The sequence below is a fragment of the Enterobacter sp. V87_3 genome (assembly GCF_029967835.1).
Classification (GTDB): Bacteria; Pseudomonadota; Gammaproteobacteria; order Enterobacterales; family Enterobacteriaceae; genus Enterobacter; species Enterobacter cancerogenus.
This window is the reverse complement of record NZ_JASCAM010000027.1, coordinates 95,879-118,038: the sequence shown is the minus strand read 5'-3', so window position 1 is coordinate 118,038 and position 22,160 is coordinate 95,879. Positions and strand designations below refer to the sequence as shown.

Sequence of the window (22,160 nt, the reverse complement as noted above, 5' to 3'; positions counted from 1 at the left end):
AATGCTGCTGCGAGCAAAACATAAACAAAAAATATAGATCCCCGTCACATTTTTGCGTTATACAGGAACCTCGTCCTGGAGAATGAGGTGCTGTATGACATCCCTGACTCGCCCACGCGTTGAGTTTATCTCAACCATCCTCCAGACCGTGCTGAACCTCGGTCTGCTGAGCCTTGGTCTGATTCTGGTCGTCTTTCTCGGCAAAGAGACGGTGCATCTGGCAGATGTGCTCTTCGCCCCTGAGCAAACCAGCAAATATGCGCTGGTGGAAGGCCTGGTGGTCTACTTTCTCTACTTTGAATTTATCGCCCTGATTGTGAAGTATTTTCAGTCCGGCTTTCACTTCCCGCTGCGCTACTTTGTCTATATCGGGATCACCGCGATAGTGCGGCTGATCATCGTCGATCACAAATCCCCGCTCGACGTGCTGATCTACTCTGCGGCGATCCTGCTGCTGGTGATCACCCTCTGGCTGTGCAACTCGAAGCGGCTGAAACGCGAATAAAAAAAGGGCGCTCCGGGGAGCGCCTAACAGTCACAAGTTGGTTCAATACAATACGTCAAAGTTGAGGGTTGCAGTGGCATAACACATTGAAACTTAACCTTTCACACCGCCCGCCGTCAGGCCGTTAACCAGCCAGCGCTGTGCCAGCAGGAACACGACGGTAATCGGGATAGCGGAAAGGACGGCCGCAGCGGCAAAGTCGCCCCACAGGTAGTTTTGCGGGTTGAGGTATTGCTGCATCCCGACCGCCAGCGTGTAGCTGTTAACATCACGCAGCAGCAGGGAAGCGACCGGAACTTCGGTGATCGCGGCGATAAACGACAGAATAAACACCACCGCCAGAATCGGCACCGACAGCGGCAGAAGCACGAGGCGGAACGCCTGCCACGGGGTTGCGCCATCCAGCGCCGCCGCTTCTTCCAGCGAGCCGTCGATGGTTTCGAAATACCCTTTGATGGTCCACACGTGCAGGGCGATACCGCCAAGATAGGCGAAGATCACGCCGCCGTGGGTGTTAAGACCAATAAACGGCACGTACTGGCCCAGGCGGTCAAACAGGGCATACAACGCCACCAGCGAAAGCACCGCGGGGAACATCTGGAAAATCAGCATCCCTTTCAGCAGCGTTGCTTTGCCCGGGAAACGCATGCGGGCAAAGGCGTAAGCACAGGTGGTGGACAGCGTCACAATACCGATTGCGGTGATGGTCGCCACTTTCACGGAGTTCCACAGCCACAGCAGCACCGGGAACGGCGGCGGCGTAACGCGGCCATCCGCGTGCTCAACGCTAAAGCCCAGCGCGAGCTTCCAGTGCTCCCAGGAGATTTCATCCGGGATCAGGCTGCCGGTTGCGAAGTTGCCCGAACGCAGGGAAATCGCGATGACCATCAGCAGCGGGAACATAATTGCCGCGATAAATATCAGCAGACCTAAGTGCGTTGCAAAGAGGCGCAGCTTTTGAGATTTGGGTTGGACCATAGACATATTCTGTGCCCTCCTTAGTCGAATTTCATGCGTGTGGCTTTCAGGTTCACAATCGCCAGCGCGCCCACCAGCAGGAAGATCAGCGTGGCAATTGCCGCCGCCAGGCCGAAGTCCTGACCGCCGCCGCCCTCAAAGGCGATGCGGTAGGTGTAGCTCACCAGCAGGTCGGTATAGCCTGCCGGGGTGGTAGTGCCCAGGCGGTCCGGCCCACCGTTGGTCAACAGCTGAATCAGCACGAAGTTGTTAAAGTTAAAGGCAAAGCTGGCGATCATCAGCGGGGTCAGCGGTTTGATGAGCAGCGGCAGCGTAATTCTGAAGAAGTTCTGGAACGGGCCTGCGCCGTCCATCGCCGAGGCTTCGTACAGATCGTCCGGGATAGCCTTCAGCAGCCCCATGCACAGGATCATCATGTACGGATAGCCCAGCCAGGTGTTGACGATGATAATCATCGAGCGGGCGGTCGTCGGGTCGCTGAACCAGGCCGGTTTGATGCCAAACAGCGCGCTCAGCATCATGTTGATTTCACCGAAGCTCTGGTTAAACAGCCCTTTGAAAATCAGAATTGAAATAAACGACGGCACGGCGTAGGGCAGGATCAGCAGCACGCGGTAAATCGCTTTGCCCTTCAGGGATTCCCACTGCACCAGACACGCCAGTACCATGCCCACGGCGACGGTCAGGATCACGGTCAGCACCGAGAAGACCACCGTCCAGACGAAGATGGCGAAGAACGGTTTCTGGATCCCTTCGTCGGTAAAGACGCGGGTGAAGTTATCCCAGCCGATGGTCACGGTGTAGCCCGGGCTGAGTTTGTCGTCGCCCCAGCTGCCGTCGGCATTCACCGACTGATAAAAACCGATATCGTTGTTCGGACGGTATTTCACGCCGCTCTGGTTGTTGGTCAGCGTGCCGTCATCCGCTTTGGTGTAAAGCGGCTGGGTGCCGGAGAACTGGCGCAGCGAGCTCATGGTCACTTTGCTTTCATCCGGCAGTTCGGCGGTGAGCTGGGTCAGCGCCTGACGATTCTGGGTGATGATACGCAGGTTTGCACGTTCACCTTCCGGCAGGGCTGCGGCCTCTTTCAGGGGCAGCTTTTGTACGCCGCCAAATGTGAACGCGTCGGAGATAAAGACCTTTTGGGTTTCCTGGTCAGTGAGCGCTAACTTCCACTTATTGCCTTCCGGATACAGGCCGAAGTTAAAGGTTTTACCCGCCTGATAAGCACGGTCCATCAGCACCTGCACCGCGCGTTCCTGCGCGAGCTGGTTGGTACTGCTGTAGTTGGTGAAGGCGATGGCGATGGTGCAGATTAGCGGGAACAGTACGAACAGCCCCATCCCGGCCACGCCCGGATAGACATAGCGCCAGGCGTAAGCTTTACGGTTGGCGAAAATATACAGGCCAGCAGAGCTTAAAATCAGCGTCATGATGGCGAACAGGTACTCCCCTTGTACGTACATTAAAACAACAAGGTAACCCACCAGCAGACAGAGCAGACCAATCACTGACCACTTCAGCGCGTCGCTTTGCCACCAGCGTTTCTTTTTAATGACATCCATGGGGTTCTTCCTCTACAACGTGTGATCTTTTCTCCCTCTCCTGGGGGAGAGGGCCGGGGTGAGGGCGCGCGGATCGCGACAACCCTCACCCTAACCCTCTCCCAAAGGGAGAGGGAACTACGGCATTACTTGGTAATACGACCCTGCGCATCTTTCAGTGCTGCGTCGACGGTCTGGCGACCGCTTGCGGCGTTGATTACCGCGGTACGGGTGGCGTACCAGAATGCGGCCATCTGAGGGATGTTCGGCATGATTTCGCCTTTCTGGGCGTTATCCATCGTTGCCGCGATACGCGGATCCTTCGCCAGCGTGTCCTGGAACGATTTCAGTGCCACGGCGCCCAGCGGTTTGTCCTTGTTCACTTCCTCCAGACCCTGATCGGTCAGCAGGTAGTTTTCCAGGAACTCTTTCGCCAGCTCTTTGTTCGGGCTGGCGGCGTTGATACCCGCGCTCAGCACGCCAACGAACGGTTTAGACGGCTTGCCTTTGAAGGTTGGCAGCAGCGTGACGCCGTAGTTGATTTTGCTCTTGTCGATGTTGCTCCAGGCCCACGGACCGTTGATGGTCATCGCGGTTTCTCCTTTGTTGAACGCCGCTTCCGCGATGGAGTAGTCGGTATCCGCGTTCATGTGTTTGTTCTTGATCAGATCAACCAGGAAGCCCAGACCGGCTTTCGCGCCGGCGTTGTCCACGCCCACGTCTTTCACGTCGTACTTGCCGTTTTCAAACTTGAACGCGTAACCGCCGTCGGCAGCAATCAGCGGCCAGGTGAAGTACGGCTCTTGCAGGTTGAACATCAGGGCGCTCTTACCTTTCGCCTTCAGCTCTTTATCCAGGGCAGGGATCTCTTCCCAGGTTTTCGGTGGGTTTGGCACCAGGTCTTTGTTGTAAATCAGCGAGAGCGCTTCAACCGAAACAGGATAGGCGATCAGTTTGCCGTTATAACGAACCGCGTCCCAGGTGAACGGGAACAGTTTGTCCTGGAAGGCTTTGTCTGGCGTCACTTCAGCCAGCAGGCCTGATTGGGCGTAACCACCGAAACGGTCATGCGCCCAGAAGATGATGTCCGGGCCGTCGCCGGTCGCCGCAACCTGCGGGAATTTCTCTTCCAGCTTGTCCGGGTGTTCAACGGTCACTTTGATGCCGGTGTCTTTCTCGAATTTTTTACCCACTTCGGCCAGGCCGTTATAGCCTTTGTCGCCGTTAATCCAGATAACCAGCTTACCTTCTTCAATTTTGGCGAGAGCCGGTGCGGAAATCATCATTGCTGCCAGGGCGGACAATGCGAAAACGCGTGCGCCAGTCTTGATCTTCATATCTGCCATCCTTTTTGGTGATGTGCTCAGGGTACGTCTGCAGTGGTTCAACGTGACTCAGTCTCCTTATTTGACATCCTCTTTCCATCCTCCTGAGCCCTACGCCCCACCCCCTGTTAATGTGATCTCCGTTGCATAAATTTAAGTTATGAGTGCTGGCGCACACAAAAGCCCACTGATTTTTGCAGGCTGCTTCACGATTTTCGCCTAAGCCCACCGGCGCTGGTCGCAGAGCCTGCTCTCTCATCCTCCCGCCTCCTCCCCCATGAAAAAGGTGGGGGGTGGAGGATTCACGAAAGTAATGGAAGACGCATAGTGAACTTATCTTGAATGTTTCTGTCGGTGACAGGTTGTAACGAAGGGAGAAGGGCATGGCGAGCGTACAGCTGCGTAATGTAACGAAAGCCTGGGGCGACGTAGTGGTGTCAAAAGACATCAATCTGGACATCAACGAAGGCGAGTTCGTGGTGTTCGTCGGTCCATCTGGCTGTGGTAAATCGACTCTGCTGCGTATGATTGCCGGTCTTGAAACCATCACCAGCGGTGATTTGTTTATTGGTGAAAGCCGGATGAACGACATCCCGCCCGCCGAACGTGGCGTCGGCATGGTCTTCCAGTCCTATGCGCTTTATCCCCATCTGTCCGTTGCCGAAAACATGTCCTTTGGCCTGAAGCTGGCAGGGGCGAAAAAAGAGATCATCAACCAGCGCGTGACCCAGGTCGCCGAAGTATTACAGCTGGCGCACCTGCTGGAGCGTAAACCAAAAGCGCTCTCCGGTGGTCAGCGTCAGCGCGTGGCAATTGGCCGTACGCTGGTGGCGGAACCGCGCGTGTTCCTGCTGGATGAACCACTTTCTAACCTGGATGCCGCCCTGCGCGTCCAGATGCGTATCGAAATCTCCCGTCTGCACAAGCGCCTTGGCCGCACGATGATTTACGTCACCCACGATCAGGTCGAAGCGATGACGCTGGCCGACAAAATTGTGGTGCTGGACGCCGGTCGCGTCGCGCAGGTGGGCAAACCGCTGGAGCTGTATCACTACCCGGCAGACCGCTTCGTCGCGGGCTTTATCGGCTCGCCGAAGATGAACTTCCTGCCCGTTAAAGTGACCGCCACGGCGATTGAACAGGTACAGGTGGAGCTGCCAAACCGTCAACAAGTGTGGCTGCCGGTTGACAGCGCTAACGTACAGGTCGGGGCAAATATGTCCCTCGGCATTCGTCCTGAGCATCTGCTGCCAAGCCACATCGCCGATGTGACGCTGGAAGGGATTGTTCAGGTCGTCGAACAACTTGGTCACGAAACACAGATTCATATCCAGATCCCCGCCATCCGTCAGAACCTGGTTTACCGCCAGAACGACGTGGTGTTGGTAGAAGAGGGTGCCACATTCGCTATCGGTTTGCCGCCAGAGCGCTGTCATCTGTTCCGTGAAGATGGCACCGCATGTCGTCGGCTGCATAAAGAGCCAGGCGTCTAAGCAATCCCAATAATAAGCACGAAACCGACAGGTGAAGTGTTCAAAGAAAAGCAATGATCTCAGGAGATAGAACGATGATTACTCTGCGCAAAGTCCCCCTGGCAGTCGCCATTGCGGCAGGCATCCTGTCTGCCCAGGCGGGTGCCGTAGACTTTAAAGGTTATGCTCGTTCCGGCATTGGCTGGACCGGAAGTGGCGGTGAACAACAGTGTTTCCAGGCAACCGGTGCTCAAAGTAAATACCGTCTCGGTAACGAATGTGAAACCTATGCGGAACTGAAACTGGGTCAGGAAGTGTGGAAAGAAGGCGACAAGAGCTTCTACTTCGACACTAACGTTGCCTATTCCGTGTCTCAGCAGAACGACTGGGAATCCACCAGTCCGGCCTTCCGTGAAGCAAACGTGCAGGGTAAAAACCTGATTGAATGGCTGCCAGGCTCCACCATCTGGGCCGGTAAGCGCTTCTATCAGCGTCATGACGTTCACATGATCGACTTCTACTACTGGGATATCTCAGGTCCTGGTGCGGGTATCGAAAACATCGATCTGGGCTTCGGTAAACTCTCTCTGGCAGCCACCCGTTCTTCTGAAGCAGGCGGTTCTGCAACCTTCGCCGATCGTGACGCGAACGGTGACCGTATTTATGACAACGTTGTACCAAACGACGTGTTCGACGTGCGTTTAGCCGGAATGGAAATTAACCCAGGCGGTACGCTGGAGCTGGGCGTTGACTACGGTCACACCAACATTCCTGATGACTACTACCTGCAGCCTGGCGCTTCTAAAGATGGTTGGCTCTTAACCGCCGAACATACCCAGAGCATGATGAAAGGCTTCAACAAGTTCGTTCTGCAGTACGGTACGGACTCCATGACCTCTAACGGTAAAGGCATCCCGCAAGGCGGAAGCATTGATAACGATGGTTCCATGTGGCGTGTGCTGGACCACGGTGCAATCACCCTGGCTGAGCGTTGGGACCTGATGTACGTCGGTATGTATCAGAATATCGACCGTGACAATAACAACGGTACCGAGTGGTGGACCGTGGGTGTTCGTCCAATGTACAAATGGACGCCGATCATGAGCACCTTGCTGGAAGTGGGCTACGACAACGTTAAATCGCAGAAAACCGACGACCGAAACAGCCAGTACAAAATCACCCTTGCCCAGCAGTGGCAGGCAGGCGACAGCATCTGGTCTCGTCCGGCAATCCGCGTCTTCGCAACCTATGCGAAGTGGGATGAGAAGTGGGGTTATGCAACCAACGACGACGCTGGTTACACCTCTGGCGTGGCGTATAACGATACTTCCGCGAAGACCTTCAGTCGTGGAGATAACGACGAGTGGACCTTCGGTGCCCAGATGGAAATCTGGTGGTAATTCGCAAGACCTGACGTAATGACCGAAAAGAGGGGCGCAAGCCCCTCTTTCCTTAGGGCGCTGCGCGCTATTGCCTGGCCACCGCAGCGTTCACGCTATCAGAGGTAATAACAATGAAAATGAAGAAAAGTCTCGTCGCGCTGTGCCTCTCTGCGGGCCTGCTGGCTAGTGCGCCAGCGATCACCTTTGCAGATGTCAATTTCGTTCCTCAGAATACCAGTGCTGCGCCAGCGATCCCGGCGGCGGCACTTCAGCAGCTGGTGTGGACGCCGGTTGATCAATCGAAAGTACAAACCACACAGCTTTCCGCTGGCGGTCAGTCACTGAACGTGCCGGGCATCAGCGGCCCGGTTGCCGCGTTTAGCGTGCCGGCCAACATCGGTGAATTAACCCTTACGCTGACCAGCGAAGTGAACAAGCAGACCAGCGTTTTTGCCCCTAACGTGCTGATCCTCGACCAAAACATGACGCCGTCAGCGTTCTTCCCAGGCAATTACTTTAACTATCAGGAACCGGGTGTAATGAGCGCGGACCGCCTGGAAGGGGTGATGCGCCTGACGCCAGCGCTGGGGCAGCAAAAAATTTACGTGCTGGTCTTTACCACCGACAACGATCTTCAGCAAACCACGAAGCTGGTTGACCCGGCAAAAGCCTATGCAAAAGGAGCCGGAAACGCGGTTCCTGATATTCCGGACCCGCTTGCCCGCCACACCACCGATGGTCTGATCAAACTGAAAGTGTCTACAAACAGTGCGTCCAGCGTGCTCGTTGGCCCATTGTTCGGCTCGTCTGGACCAGGTCCGGTGACGGTGGGTAACACCGCGGCGCCGGTATACGCAGCGCCTGCCGCGGCAGCACCAGCGGCCGCTGCGCCAGCGCCGGCACCGGCGAAAAAAGCTGAGCCAGTACTGAACGATACCGAAACCTATTTCAACAACGCCATTAAGCAGGCGGTGAAAAACGGCGACGTCGACAAAGCGCTGAAACTGCTTGATGAAGCCGAGCGTTTAGGGTCGACCACTGCCCGTTCCACCTTTATCAGCAGTGTAAAAGGCAAGGGGTGACCGTCTCCCCACAGTGCTGATTTGTTCGTTTTAGTGCGCCTGAGTGGGCGCACTCTTTTTCGTGCCGCCCGTGCTGTTGCGCCATTGTTGCGATAGTGATCGCTAAATATCGTTTGGCCGCCCTCAATCTGCTTTTCTGCGATACAATGCGATAACGTTATGTATCGGAGAGTCTGGCATGTCACACCCTGCGCTTATGCACCTGCGTGCGCTGCGCTATTTAGACCACATACCCGCGCTTGACCCGGCGCAGCTCGACTGGCTGCTGCTGGAAGATTCCATGACAAAACGTTTTGAACAACAGGGAAAAACGGTCACGGTGACGCTGATTCAGGAAGGGTTTGTCTCAACTGATGCGATTGCCGATGAACTGCCGCTGCTGCCGCGTGAAGAACGCTACTGGTTACGTGAAATTTTACTGTGTGCCGATGGCGAGCCGTGGCTTGCCGGGCGGACGGTTGTGCCTGAATCAACGCTTTCCGGGCCTGAGCTTGCACTGCAACGACTGGGAAAAACGCCGCTGGGGCGCTATCTTTTTACTTCGTCCGAGTTAACCCGAGATTTTATTGAGATTGGTCGCGATGCCGATCTGTGGGGACGCCGTTCCCGTCTTCGCCTGAGTGGTAAACCGTTAATACTGACGGAGCTGTTTCTACCCGCATCGCCGTTGTACTAAGAGGAAGAAAAAAATGGAGTGGAGTCTGACGCAGGACAAGCTGCTGGCCTATCACCGCTTGATGCGTACCGATAAGCCCATTGGCGCGTTGCTGCTGCTGTGGCCAACGTTATGGGCGCTGTGGGTAGCCACCCCGGGCTTACCGCCGCTGTGGATCCTGGCGGTGTTTGTGGCAGGTGTCTGGCTGATGCGCGCCGCAGGCTGCGTGGTCAACGATTATGCCGACAGGAAATTTGACGGTCACGTTAAGCGTACGGCCAACCGCCCGCTGCCGAGTGGTCAGGTTACCGAGAAAGAGGCCCGCACGCTGTTCGTGGTGCTGATTGCGCTCTCCTTCCTGCTGGTGTTAACCCTGAACACCATGACGATCCTGCTCTCCGTGGCCGCGCTGGCACTGGCGTGGATCTACCCGTTTATGAAGCGCTATACCCATCTTCCGCAGGTGGTGCTGGGCGCGGCGTTTGGCTGGTCGATCCCGATGGCGTTTGCGGCGGTGAGCGAATCCGTACCACTCAGCTGCTGGCTCATGTTCCTGGCCAATATTCTCTGGGCCGTGGCGTACGATACGCAATATGCGATGGTCGACCGTGACGATGACCTCAAGATTGGCATCAAATCAACGGCGATCCTGTTTGGCCGTCATGACAAGCTGATCATCGGCATTATGCAGGTCGCGGTTGTGGCCCTGATGGTCGCCATTGGTCGCCTGAACGGGCTGAACTGGGAGTTTTACTGGTCCGTGCTGGTGGCCGGACTGCTGTTTGCGTATCAGCAAAAGCTGATTGCGAAGCGTGAGCGTGAAGCCTGCTTTAAGGCGTTTTTAAACAATAACTACGTTGGCCTGGTGCTGTTTATCGGGCTGGCGATGAGTTACTGGTCATAAAAAAGCCGGGTGATGGCTTCGCCTTACCCGGCCTACGATTTAGCGGAACATGTAGGCCGGGTAAGCGTTAGCGCCACCCGGCTTTAACATCATTCGCCCTGCGTCGCACTCTCGATCGTTAAACGCACGTCCGAGGTAATCAGGTCTGCCAGCATCTGGTAGATCTTCATCGTCTCTTCCGGCTCGGCATCGCCCGTGTCGCTGATAAACCCTTCATCACGCAGCGTCAGCACCAGAGAGCTGAACACGGCCTTGTCGAAGAATTCCGGCGCGTTAATGCCGTGCAGAACGGACAGGCGCTGGGCCAGCGTCCGGCTCTCTTTTTCCAGCGTACCGCGGTTGATGGACGGGTTCGCGCTCAGCAGCCAGAAGGTAATAGCGTAGCGCTGCAGCGTCTCACGCGCGCCTGCCGCCAGCAGTTGCAGCGTCCGGGAACGTGATGGGTTGATGTTCAGCTCGTCTTCGGTGACGGTCACCAGCCCCTGACGACGCATCTCTTCCGTCAATTTATCCAGCTCTGCCGCCAGCTCATCTTTGCTCCAGCGCAGGAACAGCTCCGCTTTCAGCATCGGGTAGATGGCCGCAATATGGCGCAGCAGCTCCTGGCGAGAAATACGACGATGCTGGGTAATGATGGCGGCCATCAGCGACGGCAGCATCAGCATATGCGTGATGTTGTTGCGATAGTAGGTCATCAGCACGGCCTGCTCGCGCGGCAGAATGATGATATCGCCGATCGTATCTTTTTCGACTTCAAACTTGTTCATCTGCAGCGCATGGTCGATAAGCTCGCTGGCGGTGGCAGAAGGCACGGTAGAGTCGGTGGAGTACGGAACATTACGCATAATGTCGAGGTAGCAATCGAGCTGCTCGGTCAGCTGTTCACGGGTCAGTGAACGCTGGCGCGAGGCCAGAAGCGCCGTACAGCACAGGTTCATGGCGTTCGCCGCACCTGCGTTGTTAATGCGCACCATCAGCTCCGAGGCGATGCCGTTTACCGTTGGCGTCAGCCAGGCCGGGCGTACCGCTTCGATGGGGTCGATAGATTCGCGCCACTCCGGAACGTGGTGGTTAAGGTAGGTCATCAACGGCATTGGCTCGCCGAAGTTCACGTAGCCCTGACCGAGGTTGCGCAGCTTGCTCAGCCCACGCAGCATCTGCGGCAGGCTCTCTTTCTCTTTGGTCGCACCGCGCAGCTCTTTTGCGTAGGTGCCCACTTCCATGACGTGCTCATAGCCGATGTAGATAGGCACCAGCGTAATCGGACGCGTGCCGCCACGCAGCATCGCCTGAATGGTCATCGACAGCGTGCCGGTCTTCGGATCGAGCAGGCGACCGGTTCGGGAGCGTCCGCCTTCGACAAAGTACTCAACGGAATAACCGCGGCTGAACAGCTCGCCCAGATATTCACGGAACACGGTGGAGTAAAGCTTGTTGCCCTTAAAGGTACGGCGAATAAAGAACGCACCCAGACGGCGGAAGATCGGCCCTGCTGGCCAGAAGTTCAGGTTAATACCGGCCGCGATGTGCGGCGGCACCAGGCCCTGATGATAAAGCACGTAGGAAAGCAGCAGGTAGTCCATGTGGCTGCGGTGGCAGGGCACATAAACAATCTCGTGGCCGTCGTGTGCCAGCTGGCGCACGCGCTCGGCGTTGTGGACGTTAATCCCCTGATAGAGGCGGTTCCACGTGAAGCTGAGAATACGGTCAGAAAGCCGGATCATTTCGTAAGAGAAGTTCGCGGCGATCTCTTCCATCAGCGCAATGGCGTTTTGCTGGGCTTTCTCATGCGAGATTTTCTTGCTGCGCGCTTCGTCTTCGACGGCGCGAGCAATGGCTTTTGACGCCAGAAGCTTGTTGAACAGATCCTGACGCGCCGGGAGACGCGGGCCAACCGCGGCCAGACGCTGACGCGCAAAGTGCATACGCGCCACGCGCGCCAGTTTTTGCGCAATGATTTTGTCGGTGCCGTGTTCGTCTGCCATGCGGCGCAACGAAACGGAAGGGGAGAAACGGACAAAGCTGTCGCGCCCCAGCCAGGAGACGGCGAAGAATTTCTGGATGCCGTTGAGCATGCGCAGCGGCGGGTTCTCCTCGCCTTTTTCGCGGCCCGGACGACGACCAAACATCACGGAGACCGGTACCATCTGCACATCCAGGCCAGGATTGCTGCGGTGCAGGTCGAGATAGTCATGGAACAGCTTGATGGACTCTTCTTTCGGCGTGTAATAGGTGAACACGCGCGGCCCGCCGTGGATAAACACATAGCGTGGCAGCAATGTGCCATCAACTTCCAGCGGTTCTAGCGGGTCGGGAAGGTCATGCGCCAGACACTGGGCGCGAAGCGTCAGTAGGTCAGCCTTCGAGTTATAAGGCAAAACGTACATAATAGGGCGCGACGTATCGAGCCCTAATTCCAGCGCGGGTTCTGCTGGGATAGACTTACTTTTTACCAGGACGCTTAATGGTAAATTAAGTAACTTGTAGTAAATTCGTGGCCAGCCGGACATAAACGATGTAAAGCCTCTGGTTAATAATGCAATTGCGGCGCAAGGATAACAGAAAGCGCGCAAGATTTCTGTTGTTACCCGTCATACTTCAGGCTGCAGCAAAACGCGCTGCGGCTATATACACTGCATCCTTCAGGCTCGCCTGAGGCAGCATGAATGATTTTGTGTATAGTTACTGACGCTATTTCCACTATAAGGTTCTTTTAATGGCCAATAATACCACTGGGTTAACCCGAATCATCAAAGCTGCAGGCTATTCATGGAAAGGTTTCCGCGCCGCATGGATCAATGAAGCTGCTTTCCGCCAGGAAGCGGTTGCCGCGATTGTCGCGGTTATCATCGCGTGTTTCCTTGATGTTGATGCCATAACCCGCGTACTCCTCATTGGTTCCGTACTTCTGGTGATGATAGTGGAAATTATCAATAGCGCTATTGAGGCAGTGGTAGACCGAATTGGTTCAGAATTTCATGAGCTTTCGGGTCGCGCTAAAGATATGGGATCGGCTGCCGTGCTGCTGGCGATTATCATCGCGGCCATCACCTGGGTCACGCTGCTTTGGTCACATTTCCGATGAGCCTCGAGGAATAATTAAGTCCCTGGTTTTTTGTGCAGTTTTTGGTTCCAAAATCGCCTTTGACTGTATATACTCACAGCATAACTGTATATACACCCAGGGGGCGGAATGAAAGCGTTAACGACCAGGCAGCAAGAGGTGTTTGATCTCATTCGGGATCATATCGGCCAGACGGGTATGCCACCCACGCGTGCAGAAATCGCGCAGCGTCTGGGTTTCCGCTCTCCAAACGCGGCTGAGGAACACCTCAAAGCGCTGGCGCGTAAAGGCGTCATTGAGATTGTTTCTGGCGCATCACGTGGTATTCGTCTGCTTGTTGAAGAAGAGACGGGTATTCCGCTGATTGGCCGTGTTGCGGCGGGTGAACCGCTGCTGGCACAGCAGCATATCGAAAGCCACTATCAGGTGGACCCCGGTATGTTTAAGCCGAGCGCTGATTTCCTGCTGCGCGTTAGCGGGATGTCGATGAAAGACATCGGTATTCTCGATGGCGATCTGCTGGCGGTTCACAAAACGCAGGACGTACGCAACGGCCAGGTTGTGGTTGCGCGCATCGATGATGAAGTGACCGTTAAGCGCCTGAAAAAACAAGGCAATACCGTGCAGTTGCTGCCGGAAAACAACGAATTTACGCCTATTGTGGTAGACCTGCGCGAACACAACTTCTCCATTGAAGGGCTGGCCGTCGGCGTTATCCGCAACGGCGAATGGCTGTAATCTCTTCCTGACGGGCTGCGGTTTCTCCGCGGCCCGTCTCGTTTTATCGTCCCCGGTATTTTCCCATGTCACTGCTGACTGCTTCCGATAAGGCACTCTGGCGTCTCGCCCTGCCGATGATTTTTTCCAATATTACCGTTCCTCTGCTCGGCCTGGTGGACACGGCGGTTATTGGTCATCTGGATTCCCCCGTCTATCTGGGCGGCGTGGCGATTGGCGCCACGGCAACCAGCTTCCTCTTTATGCTGCTGCTCTTTTTACGTATGAGCACCACAGGGCTGACGGCCCAGGCCTACGGCGCGAAAGATCCGCTGCGGCTGGCGCGTGCGCTGGTTCAATCTTTATTCCTGGCGCTCGGTGCAGGCGCGCTGATCGTTTTGCTGCGCACGCCGCTGATAGACCTGGCGCTGCATATCGTGGGCGGCAGCGAAGCAGTGCTGGAGCAGGCGCGGCGTTTCCTCGAAATCCGCTGGCTGAGTGCGCCCGCTTCGCTGGCAAACCTGGTTCTGCTTGGCTGGCTGCTGGGCGTGCAGTACGCCCGCGCGCCGGTGATCCTGCTGGTGGTCGGTAACCTGCTTAACATTGTGCTCGATCTCTGGCTGGTCATGGGCCTGCACATGAACGTGCGGGGGGCGGCGCTGGCAACCGCAATCGCCGAGTACGGGACATTTTTGATCGGCTTGTGGATGGTCTGGCGCGTTCTGGCGATGCGCGGGATCTCGGTTGCGCTGCTCAAAACCGCCTGGCGGGGCAATATGCGTAAGCTGCTGGCGCTCAATCGGGACATCATGCTGCGCTCGCTGCTGTTACAGCTCTGCTTCGGTGCGCTGACGGTCTTCGGGGCGCGCCTTGGGCCAGAAATTGTTGCCGTCAATGCGGTGTTAATGACGCTCCTGACCTTTACCGCCTACGCGCTGGATGGTTTTGCCTATGCGGTTGAAGCCCATTCCGGGCAGGCATACGGTGCGCGTGAAAGCGGCCAGCTTCGCGAAGTATGGCGGGCGGCGTGTCGTCAGTCGGGTTTGGTCGCACTGGCATTTGCACTGATCTACGCCTGTTTCGGTGGGCACATCATCGCGCAGCTCACCTCACTCCCGGCGCTGCGTGAACTGGCCAGCCATTACCTCATCTGGCAGGTGATCCTGCCGGTGGTGGGGGTCTGGTGTTATCTGCTGGACGGTATGTTTATTGGTGCAACGCGAGGCGCGGAAATGCGCAACAGCATGGCAGTTGCGGCGGCCGGTTTTGGTCTGACGCTCTTTACGCTGCCGTACCTGGGTAACCATGGTTTGTGGCTGGCGCTCGCGGTATTCCTCTCCCTGCGGGGCCTCTCGCTGGCCTTTATCTGGCACCGTCACTGGCGAAACAACACCTGGTTTCCTGCCCGTTCTGATATATCGTGACGGTTAAAGATTCTGAATATAAATCGGGCTGCCGAATCCCTGACTATAATAATTATCACGTCCAGCAGAAATGCACGTACCGGACGATACGAATTTACGCTTAATACGAGGACACGATTATGAATAAAGACGAAATCGGCGGCAACTGGAAGCAATTCAAAGGTAAAGCGAAAGAACAGTGGGGTAAACTCACCGATGACGACATGACCGTCATCGAAGGTAAACGTGACCAGCTGGTAGGTAAAATCCAGGAGCGTTACGGTTACGAGAAAGATCAGGCGGAAACCGAAGTCAAAGACTGGGAAACCCGTAACGACTATCGCTGGTAATTGATTACCACCCGTGCGAACACGGAAGTACTCCTGAGGGCGGCCATGAGCCGCCTTTTCTTTTGCCGCTAGCGGGGTTTTTTCTTCACCAGGATGGAGTGGTCATGCTGACATGCGTCCTGATGGCTGCAGGATTCCACTTCCACGCAGGCGGAGCATAACCCGTGTGCTTCAATGACGTTATGGCGCAGCGCGAAGCCCATTTTGGCCGCCAGCGTATGCATGATGTCTTCAACCCCTTCCGCACCTTCTTCTTTCACCGCGCCACAGCGATCGCAGATAAACATTGCGGACGTGTGGGTGGGCTGATCGAACAGGTGACACAGCACGTAGCTGTTGGTCGATTCCACCTTATGCACAAAGCCCTGCTCAAGCAGAAAATCCAGCGCGCGATAGACGGTGGGCGGTTTTGCCTGCGGTTCGCTTTCACGCAGCAGGTCAAGCAGATCGTACGCGCTGATGGCACCTTGTTGCAGGCTCATCAGACGCAGTACCTCAAGGCGCTGCGGAGTCAGGCGCACATTGCGTTGCGCGCACAGCTTTTCAGCCTGCACTAACAGCTCTGTTGTGGACTTATCCATGAAGCACCTCGGGTGTAATAGGGCGGAAAACCCTCACTTTATCATGTTCTGTTAAAAACACCGAGTTTCCCCAGGCTGTGCTATACCTGTCGCATTGCAACAGCGGACATTAACCATGAAAAGACCTGACTGCATTCGACACTGGCGCGACGTTGAAGGCCCGGACGACGCAACCTATCCCGATAGCAACGAACTGTTTTCCATCGGCGCACCGCTGGCCCGCAGGCTTGGGCTGAGCCGCATGGGTATTCATCATGAGCGTTTACCGCCGGGCCGACGCACCTCTTATCCGCATGCGGAAAGCGATGAAGAGGAGTTTGTTTACGTGCTGGAAGGCTACCCGGAAGCCTGGATCAACGGTTATCTGTGGAAGCTGGAACCGGGCGACAGCGTGGGTTTTCCTGCCGGAACCGGCGTTTGCCATACCTTTATCAACAATACCGAGGAGGAGGTACGGTTACTGGTGGTGGGAGAGGCCAATAAAAAGCACAACCGCATCTACTATCCGCTCAACCCGGTGTATGCCGCCACGCGTGAAGACCGCTGGGTTGACCATCCTCCGCAGTTTTTTGGCCCGCACGATGGAAAAGTTGGGCGAAAATAATTTCCTCTTCTATAAATATTGAGGGCCGTCACACATAACAACAGGCCCTCACGGAATTTTATTTAGGGAAAGAAATAGCGGGTCTTTTCGTTCTTATTCACAGCAATAGTTCGTTCCTGTTTGGGTGATAACAGACGGGAGTTATTTCATAACAGACTATAAGACGAGCATACTGTGAAAAAACATTTTAAATTTTCGGTGGTTAGCATCGCTGTCTCCCTGTTTATGGCAAATCAGGCGGGAGCAGCCAATACCTGGGCGGAGGCGAGAAGCGACGCAATGGGTGGAACGGGCGTCGCGGCGGGGAGCTATGGCAGCGGGGCGTTAATCAACCCGGCGTTATTAGCAAAGGCAAAACCCGAGGACGATGTTACGGTAATATTACCGTCCGTTGGCGCGCAAATTACGGATAAAGACAACCTTCAGGACGAAATTGATAACATCAACGATAAGATCAATCGCTATCAGGATGTTATTGATAATCTCACCCCCATCGACATCATTACCAATCCGTTAGGCTCAATTAATCAGTTCCAGGGCGCGGCGAAAGATCTCGCTGACGAGCTGGATTACCTTAAAGGCAAAACCGCCCGTGCTTCAGCCGGTGCAGGGATTGCCGTCAGCATTCCTAACGACGTGCTCTCCGTGGCGTTTATGGCTAAAGGTTATGCCCACGGGCGCGTCAGCTCCTCTATCGATCAGCAGGATATTGATTACCTGCGCGGGATCCAACGAAGTGATGCGGTGGCCGCAGGCGTGGCGCTGGATGCTGCGCTGAACGGTACTGACCAAATCACCAAAAACCTCAACTCCACGGCCTCTGGCCGCGCGGCGATTGTCTCCGACTACGGTATCGCCGTTGCCCGTCAGTTCGACCTGGGCGGCGTACCGGTCTCCGTGGGCGTGACGCCAAAATTGCAGAAAACCTGGGTCTATAACTACACCACATCGATTTACGATTACGACAGCAACAAGTGGAATGATAGCCGCTACCGTACGGACGACACCGGTTTTAACGTTGATGCGGGTATTGCCGCCGATTTCGGTGAACACTGGACGGTGGGCGTGAGCGGGCAGAACCTGATGTCGCGCGATATCGACACCAAAGATGTTCGCATCCGCAATGGCCGCACGGGTGAAGTGGTGAGCTACAAAGATACCTATCAGATCCGCCCGCTGGTCACCGCCGGTGCCGCCTGGCATAACGATCTGGTGACGCTGACCGCCGACGGTGACTTGACCGAAACCAAAGGCTTTAAGAGTGAAGATACCTCTCAGTACGTCGGCGTAGGTGCTGAAGTCACGCCGCTGAGTTGGCTGGCGGTGCGTGCGGGTTACCGTGCCGACGTGAAGGGTAACGACAGCAATGTCTTTACCGGCGGTCTGGGCTTTGCGCCGTTCAACACGGTCCACGTAGACCTGATGGGACTGTATGGGGAAGATGAAACCTGGGGCGCAGGCGCGCAGCTCAGCATGACCTTCTAAAGTGCACCGGAGGCACTCCGCCTCCGGTGTTTCTTTGTGCTATAGTAGCGCCCCTTTTCCACCAGATGCTTAAAACTTCGCCATGTCGTCAGAATTACAGACTGCTTTCCCCGCTCACCGTTTCTCCATAGCGCCGATGCTTGACTGGACGGACAGACACTGCCGCTACTTCCTGCGCCAGCTCTCCCGCCATACGCTGCTGTACACCGAAATGGTGACCACCGGGGCGATTATCCACGGAAAAGGGGACTATCTGGCCTACAGCGACGAAGAGCATCCGGTTGCGCTGCAGCTGGGCGGGAGCGATCCGGCGGCGCTGGCGCAGTGCGCGAAGCTTGCCGAAGCGCGCGGTTACGACGAGATCAACCTCAACGTAGGCTGCCCGTCCGATCGCGTGCAAAACGGTATGTTTGGCGCATGCCTGATGGGGAACGCGCAGCTGGTTGCCGACAGTATCAAAGCCATGCGTGACGTGGTTTCGATTCCGGTCACGGTGAAAACGCGTATCGGCATTGACGACCAGGACAGCTACGAATTCCTGTGCGATTTCATCGACACGGTCTCAGGCAAAGGGGAGTGCGAGATGTTCATCATCCACGCGCGTAAAGCCTGGCTCTCCGGCCTTAGCCCGAAAGAGAACCGTGAAATCCCCCCGCTGGACTACCCGCGCGTATACCAGCTGAAGCGTGACTTCCCGCATCTGACGATGTCGATTAACGGCGGCATAAAATCGCTTGAAGAGGCCAAAACGCATCTGGCGCATATGGACGGCGTGATGGTTGGTCGCGAGGCGTATCAAAACCCTGGCATCCTGGCGACGGTCGATCGCGAAATCTTTGGCGTCGAGGGTGCTGATACTGACCCCGTATCCGTCGTACGCGCAATGTACCCTTACATTGAACGCGAGCTGAGCAACGGAACCTGGCTCGGCCACATTACGCGTCACATGCTCGGCCTGTTCCAGGGGATTCCGGGGGCGCGCCAGTGGCGACGCTATCTCAGTGAAAATGCGCACAAAGCGGGGGCCGATATTGACGTGCTTGAGCACGCCCTGCGTCTGGTTGCCGATAAGCGATAAATTTCGCTAAAAGATAGTCAAATTCACTACGCCTCGCAAAATCCTGCGGGGCGTTTTGCTTTCAGAACAACGGGTTAGTTTTGGCACGTTTCTTGTAATGGTTAACGCATTATTCGGGAACTCGTGGGAGAGCACCATGCTGGAACTACTTTTTGTGATTGGCTTTTTTGTCATGCTGATGGTGACGGGCGTCTCGTTACTCGGCATTCTCGCGGCGCTGGTCGTCGCAACGGTGGTGATGTTTATCGGCGGGTTGTTTGCCCTGACGATCAAGCTGCTGCCGTGGCTGCTGCTGGCGGTTGCCGTCGTGTGGGCTATACGGGCCATTAAATCGCCAAAACTCCCCACTTATCAGCGTAATAACCGGTTCCGTTACTAAGGTATTGAGGGGTTCGTCACATACCTGCAACTTTTCCGGCGACGGGGCTTAGAACAGAATAGGATTTACTTATCGAATCTGTCACTATGGCTGCCGCTACAGAATTCATCGAGCTGTACCCTACATACAGCCGAACTAAAAAAAGAAAGGGCTTCCCACGGGAAGCCCAATTTCTTTTCAGGGATCAGGGAATAAGCAGACTTGACCCCTGTGTCGCCCGACTCTCCAGCACCTCGTGCGCACGCTGCGCATCGGCCAGCGGATATTTCTGCGCTTCTGCCACATCCACCTTAATCACGCCGCTGGCGATCAACGAGAACAATTCGTTGCTGGCTTCCTCCAGCTCCTCCCGGTTGGTGATGTAGCCCTGCAGGGAAGGACGCGTCACGTACAGCGACCCTTTCTGGTTCAAAATCCCAAGGTTAACGCCGGTCACGGCCCCGGAGGCGTTACCGAAGCTGACCATCAGGCCGCGGCGCTGCAGGCAGTCCAGCGACGATTCCCAGGTGTCTTTGCCTACCGAGTCATACACCACGCGCACTTTTTTGCCGCCGGTGATCTCTTTTAAACGCTCGACGAGGCTCTCTTCACGGTAGTTAATGATCTGCCACGCGCCCGCCTCTTTTGCGCGCTGGGCTTTTTGCGCGCTGCCTACGGTGCCAATCAGCTTCGCACCTAACGCCTTCGCCCACTGACAGGCGATTAACCCTACGCCCCCGGCGGCGGCGTGGAACAGGAACTGCTCGTCCGGTTTGATTTCGTAGGTTTTGCGCAGCAGGTAATAGACCGTCAGCCCTTTCAGGAATGAGGCCGCGGCCTGTTCAAAGGAGATCGCATTCGGCAGCAGGGCGGCTTTATCCGCCGGAACGTTGTGGACAGAGCTGTACGCGCCGAGCGCCGACTGGGCGTACACCACGCGATCGCCCTCTTTAAGATGCTTAACCGCGCTGCCGACGCCGATGACCACGCCCGCCGCTTCGGTTCCCAGCCCGCTCGGCATGGACGGTGGCGGATAGAGACCGCCGCGAATGTAGGTATCGATGTAGTTAATACCGATAGCTTTGTTTTCAACCTGGACTTCATTTTCGCCAGGCGCGCCGGGGGTAAACTCCACCGCTTTAAGCACCTCTGGTCCGCCATGTTTCTGGAATTCAATGCGCGTTGCCATGCTCCCTCCGTCAGAAAAATATGGTAATCTTTCGACCCACTCTTTATCTCGGTAACTCCATTCACTATGGCAGGAAACAAACCCTTCAACAAACAGACTGAACCCCGCGACCGTGATTTTCAGGTAGCCGGGTTAAAAGTCCCGCCGCACTCGATTGAAGCGGAACAGTCGGTGTTGGGCGGTTTAATGCTGGATAACGAGCGCTGGGACGATGTCGCCGAGCGCGTCGTCGCAGAGGATTTCTATACCCGCCCGCACCGCCATATCTTCACTGAAATGGCGCGCCTGCAGGAGTCCGGCAGCCCGATTGACCTGATCACGCTCGCGGAATCGCTGGAGCGCCTGGGGCAGCTGGACAGCGTCGGCGGCTTTGCTTATCTGGCAGAACTCTCGAAAAACACGCCAAGTGCGGCCAACATCAGCGCATATGCAGACATTGTGCGCGAACGTGCGGTCGTGCGCGAGATGATCTCGGTGGCGAATGAAATCGCCGAGGCCGGTTTCGATCCGCAGGGGCGCACCAGCGAAGACCTGCTCGATCTCGCCGAGTCTCGCGTTTTTAAAATCGCCGAAAGCCGCGCCAATAAAGACGAAGGCCCGAAGAACATCGCCGAGGTGCTCGATGCCACCGTCGCGCGTATTGAACAGCTTTTCCAGCAGCCGCACGATGGCGTAACCGGCGTCAACACGGGCTATGACGATCTCAATAAGAAAACCGCTGGCCTGCAGCCGTCGGATTTGATTATCGTTGCCGCGCGTCCGTCGATGGGTAAAACGACATTTGCGATGAACCTCGTCGAAAACGCGGCGATGTTGCAGGATAAACCGGTGCTTATCTTTAGTCTTGAGATGCCCTCGGAACAGATCATGATGCGTTCCCTGGCATCGCTGTCCCGCGTGGACCAGACCCGCATCCGTACCGGCCAGCTTGACGACGAGGACTGGGCGCGTATCTCCGGCACCATGGGCATACTGCTGGAAAAACGTAACATCTATATCGATGACTCCTCCGGGCTGACGCCAACGGAAGTGCGCTCCCGCGCGCGCCGTATCGCGCGTGAACATGGCGGGATCGGCCTCATCATGATCGACTACCTCCAGCTGATGCGCGTGCCGTCGCTCTCCGACAACCGTACGCTGGAGATCGCTGAAATTTCCCGATCGCTTAAGGCGTTAGCCAAAGAGTTGCAGGTGCCGGTGGTGGCGCTTTCCCAGCTTAACCGCTCTCTGGAGCAGCGTGCTGACAAGCGCCCGGTCAACTCCGACCTGCGTGAATCCGGCTCCATCGAGCAGGATGCCGACTTAATCATGTTTATCTATCGTGATGAGGTGTATCACGAGAACAGCGACCTGAAGGGGATCGCTGAAATTATTATTGGTAAGCAACGTAACGGCCCAATCGGTACGGTACGTCTGACCTTTAATGGACAATGGTCACGCTTTGATAACTATGCGGGACCGCAGTACGACGACGAATAAGGAAT

Annotated in this window: 21 protein-coding genes and 1 pseudogene; 16 read left to right on the top strand and 6 right to left on the bottom strand. The window is 56.0% G+C overall.

Annotated features, from left to right (window positions below; translation table 11 throughout):
- Positions 1–94 precede the first annotated feature (94 nt).
- The gene (psiE, locus tag QLG21_RS16865; protein WP_000202963.1) at positions 95–505 is read left to right on the top strand and encodes a phosphate-starvation-inducible protein PsiE; all 411 of its coding nucleotides are present in this window, start codon (positions 95–97) and stop codon (positions 503–505) included.
- Positions 506–598: 93 nt separating this feature from the next.
- Here the strand turns inward: psiE and malG are convergent, their stop codons facing one another.
- The 3 genes from malG to malE all read right to left on the bottom strand — a co-directional run bounded on the left by malG (position 599) and on the right by malE (position 4,364).
- On the bottom strand, positions 599–1,489 hold the full coding sequence (gene malG / locus QLG21_RS16860) for a maltose ABC transporter permease MalG (protein WP_006177494.1): 891 nt from the start codon (positions 1,487–1,489) through the stop codon (positions 599–601).
- A gap of 14 nt (positions 1,490–1,503) precedes the next feature.
- Entirely contained in the window at positions 1,504–3,048 is a 1,545-nt protein-coding gene (gene malF / locus QLG21_RS16855) for a maltose ABC transporter permease MalF (RefSeq protein ID WP_282484838.1), read from the bottom strand.
- Positions 3,049–3,173: 125 nt separating this feature from the next.
- Positions 3,174–4,364: a maltose/maltodextrin ABC transporter substrate-binding protein MalE gene (malE, locus tag QLG21_RS16850; RefSeq protein WP_042321183.1), complete on the bottom strand. Its 1,191-nt coding sequence runs from the start codon at positions 4,362–4,364 to the stop codon at positions 3,174–3,176.
- A gap of 371 nt (positions 4,365–4,735) precedes the next feature.
- Here malE and malK point away from each other — a divergent pair, with 371 nt between their 5' ends.
- The 5 genes from malK (at position 4,736) to ubiA (ending at position 9,847) form a co-directional block, all read left to right on the top strand.
- Positions 4,736–5,845: a maltose/maltodextrin ABC transporter ATP-binding protein MalK gene (malK, locus tag QLG21_RS16845; protein WP_088209293.1), complete on the top strand. Its 1,110-nt coding sequence runs from the start codon at positions 4,736–4,738 to the stop codon at positions 5,843–5,845.
- A 53-nt stretch (positions 5,846–5,898) separates the two neighbouring features.
- The gene (locus QLG21_RS16840) at positions 5,899–7,224 is read left to right on the top strand and encodes a maltoporin (RefSeq protein WP_088209294.1); all 1,326 of its coding nucleotides are present in this window, start codon (positions 5,899–5,901) and stop codon (positions 7,222–7,224) included.
- Between the two features lie 113 nt (positions 7,225–7,337).
- A complete protein-coding gene (gene malM / locus QLG21_RS16835) occupies positions 7,338–8,288 on the top strand; it encodes a maltose operon protein MalM (protein WP_282484837.1) in 951 nt (316 codons plus the stop codon).
- Between the two features lie 178 nt (positions 8,289–8,466).
- Positions 8,467–8,964: a chorismate lyase gene (gene ubiC / locus QLG21_RS16830; protein ID WP_042321179.1), complete on the top strand. Its 498-nt coding sequence runs from the start codon at positions 8,467–8,469 to the stop codon at positions 8,962–8,964.
- A 13-nt stretch (positions 8,965–8,977) separates the two neighbouring features.
- Entirely contained in the window at positions 8,978–9,847 is an 870-nt protein-coding gene (gene ubiA / locus QLG21_RS16825) for a 4-hydroxybenzoate octaprenyltransferase (RefSeq protein WP_282484836.1), read from the top strand.
- 89 nt (positions 9,848–9,936) lie between these two features.
- On the opposite strand, the gene plsB is transcribed toward ubiA, so the two are convergent.
- On the bottom strand, positions 9,937–12,357 hold the full coding sequence (gene plsB / locus QLG21_RS16820) for a glycerol-3-phosphate 1-O-acyltransferase PlsB (RefSeq protein WP_042321176.1): 2,421 nt from the start codon (positions 12,355–12,357) through the stop codon (positions 9,937–9,939).
- 206 nt (positions 12,358–12,563) lie between these two features.
- On the opposite strand from plsB, the gene QLG21_RS16815 reads away from it, so the two are divergent.
- From QLG21_RS16815 to QLG21_RS16795, 5 genes and pseudogenes are all read left to right on the top strand, one after another.
- Positions 12,564–12,932 (top strand): diacylglycerol kinase, encoded by a 369-nt coding sequence (locus QLG21_RS16815; RefSeq protein WP_006177484.1) that lies wholly within the window; start codon positions 12,564–12,566, stop codon positions 12,930–12,932.
- Between the two features lie 108 nt (positions 12,933–13,040).
- Positions 13,041–13,649, top strand: a complete 609-nt coding sequence (lexA, locus tag QLG21_RS16810) for a transcriptional repressor LexA (protein WP_006177483.1) — start codon at positions 13,041–13,043, stop codon at positions 13,647–13,649.
- Positions 13,650–13,714: 65 nt separating this feature from the next.
- Positions 13,715–15,052, top strand: coding sequence for an MATE family efflux transporter DinF (gene dinF, locus QLG21_RS16805; RefSeq protein ID WP_282484835.1), 1,338 nt, complete (start codon positions 13,715–13,717; stop codon positions 15,050–15,052).
- Positions 15,049–15,123, top strand: a pseudogene (locus QLG21_RS16800) (hypothetical protein); the annotation flags it as partial. The gene dinF and the pseudogene QLG21_RS16800, both read left to right, overlap by 4 nt.
- 48 nt (positions 15,124–15,171) lie before the next feature.
- Positions 15,172–15,381 (top strand): CsbD family protein, encoded by a 210-nt coding sequence (locus QLG21_RS16795; protein WP_042321172.1) that lies wholly within the window; start codon positions 15,172–15,174, stop codon positions 15,379–15,381.
- Positions 15,382–15,449: 68 nt separating this feature from the next.
- On the opposite strand, the gene zur is transcribed toward QLG21_RS16795, so the two are convergent.
- A complete protein-coding gene (zur, locus tag QLG21_RS16790) occupies positions 15,450–15,962 on the bottom strand; it encodes a zinc uptake transcriptional repressor Zur (protein ID WP_088209299.1) in 513 nt (170 codons plus the stop codon).
- A 115-nt stretch (positions 15,963–16,077) separates the two neighbouring features.
- On the opposite strand from zur, the gene QLG21_RS16785 reads away from it, so the two are divergent.
- From QLG21_RS16785 to pspG, 4 genes are all read left to right on the top strand, one after another.
- Positions 16,078–16,566, top strand: coding sequence for a cupin domain-containing protein (locus QLG21_RS16785; RefSeq protein WP_006177479.1), 489 nt, complete (start codon positions 16,078–16,080; stop codon positions 16,564–16,566).
- Between the two features lie 174 nt (positions 16,567–16,740).
- A complete protein-coding gene (gene traF / locus QLG21_RS16780) occupies positions 16,741–18,051 on the top strand; it encodes a conjugal transfer protein TraF (RefSeq protein WP_058610090.1) in 1,311 nt (436 codons plus the stop codon).
- Positions 18,052–18,133: 82 nt separating this feature from the next.
- Positions 18,134–19,129: a tRNA dihydrouridine(20/20a) synthase DusA gene (gene dusA / locus QLG21_RS16775; RefSeq protein ID WP_042321168.1), complete on the top strand. Its 996-nt coding sequence runs from the start codon at positions 18,134–18,136 to the stop codon at positions 19,127–19,129.
- Between the two features lie 136 nt (positions 19,130–19,265).
- The gene (gene pspG, locus QLG21_RS16770; protein WP_042321165.1) at positions 19,266–19,508 is read left to right on the top strand and encodes an envelope stress response protein PspG; all 243 of its coding nucleotides are present in this window, start codon (positions 19,266–19,268) and stop codon (positions 19,506–19,508) included.
- Between the two features lie 184 nt (positions 19,509–19,692).
- Here the strand turns inward: pspG and QLG21_RS16765 are convergent, their stop codons facing one another.
- Positions 19,693–20,676 (bottom strand): quinone oxidoreductase, encoded by a 984-nt coding sequence (locus QLG21_RS16765; protein WP_102891686.1) that lies wholly within the window; start codon positions 20,674–20,676, stop codon positions 19,693–19,695.
- Positions 20,677–20,742: 66 nt separating this feature from the next.
- On the opposite strand from QLG21_RS16765, the gene dnaB reads away from it, so the two are divergent.
- Positions 20,743–22,155, top strand: a complete 1,413-nt coding sequence (dnaB, locus tag QLG21_RS16760) for a replicative DNA helicase (protein WP_006177474.1) — start codon at positions 20,743–20,745, stop codon at positions 22,153–22,155.
- Positions 22,156–22,160 lie beyond the last annotated feature (5 nt).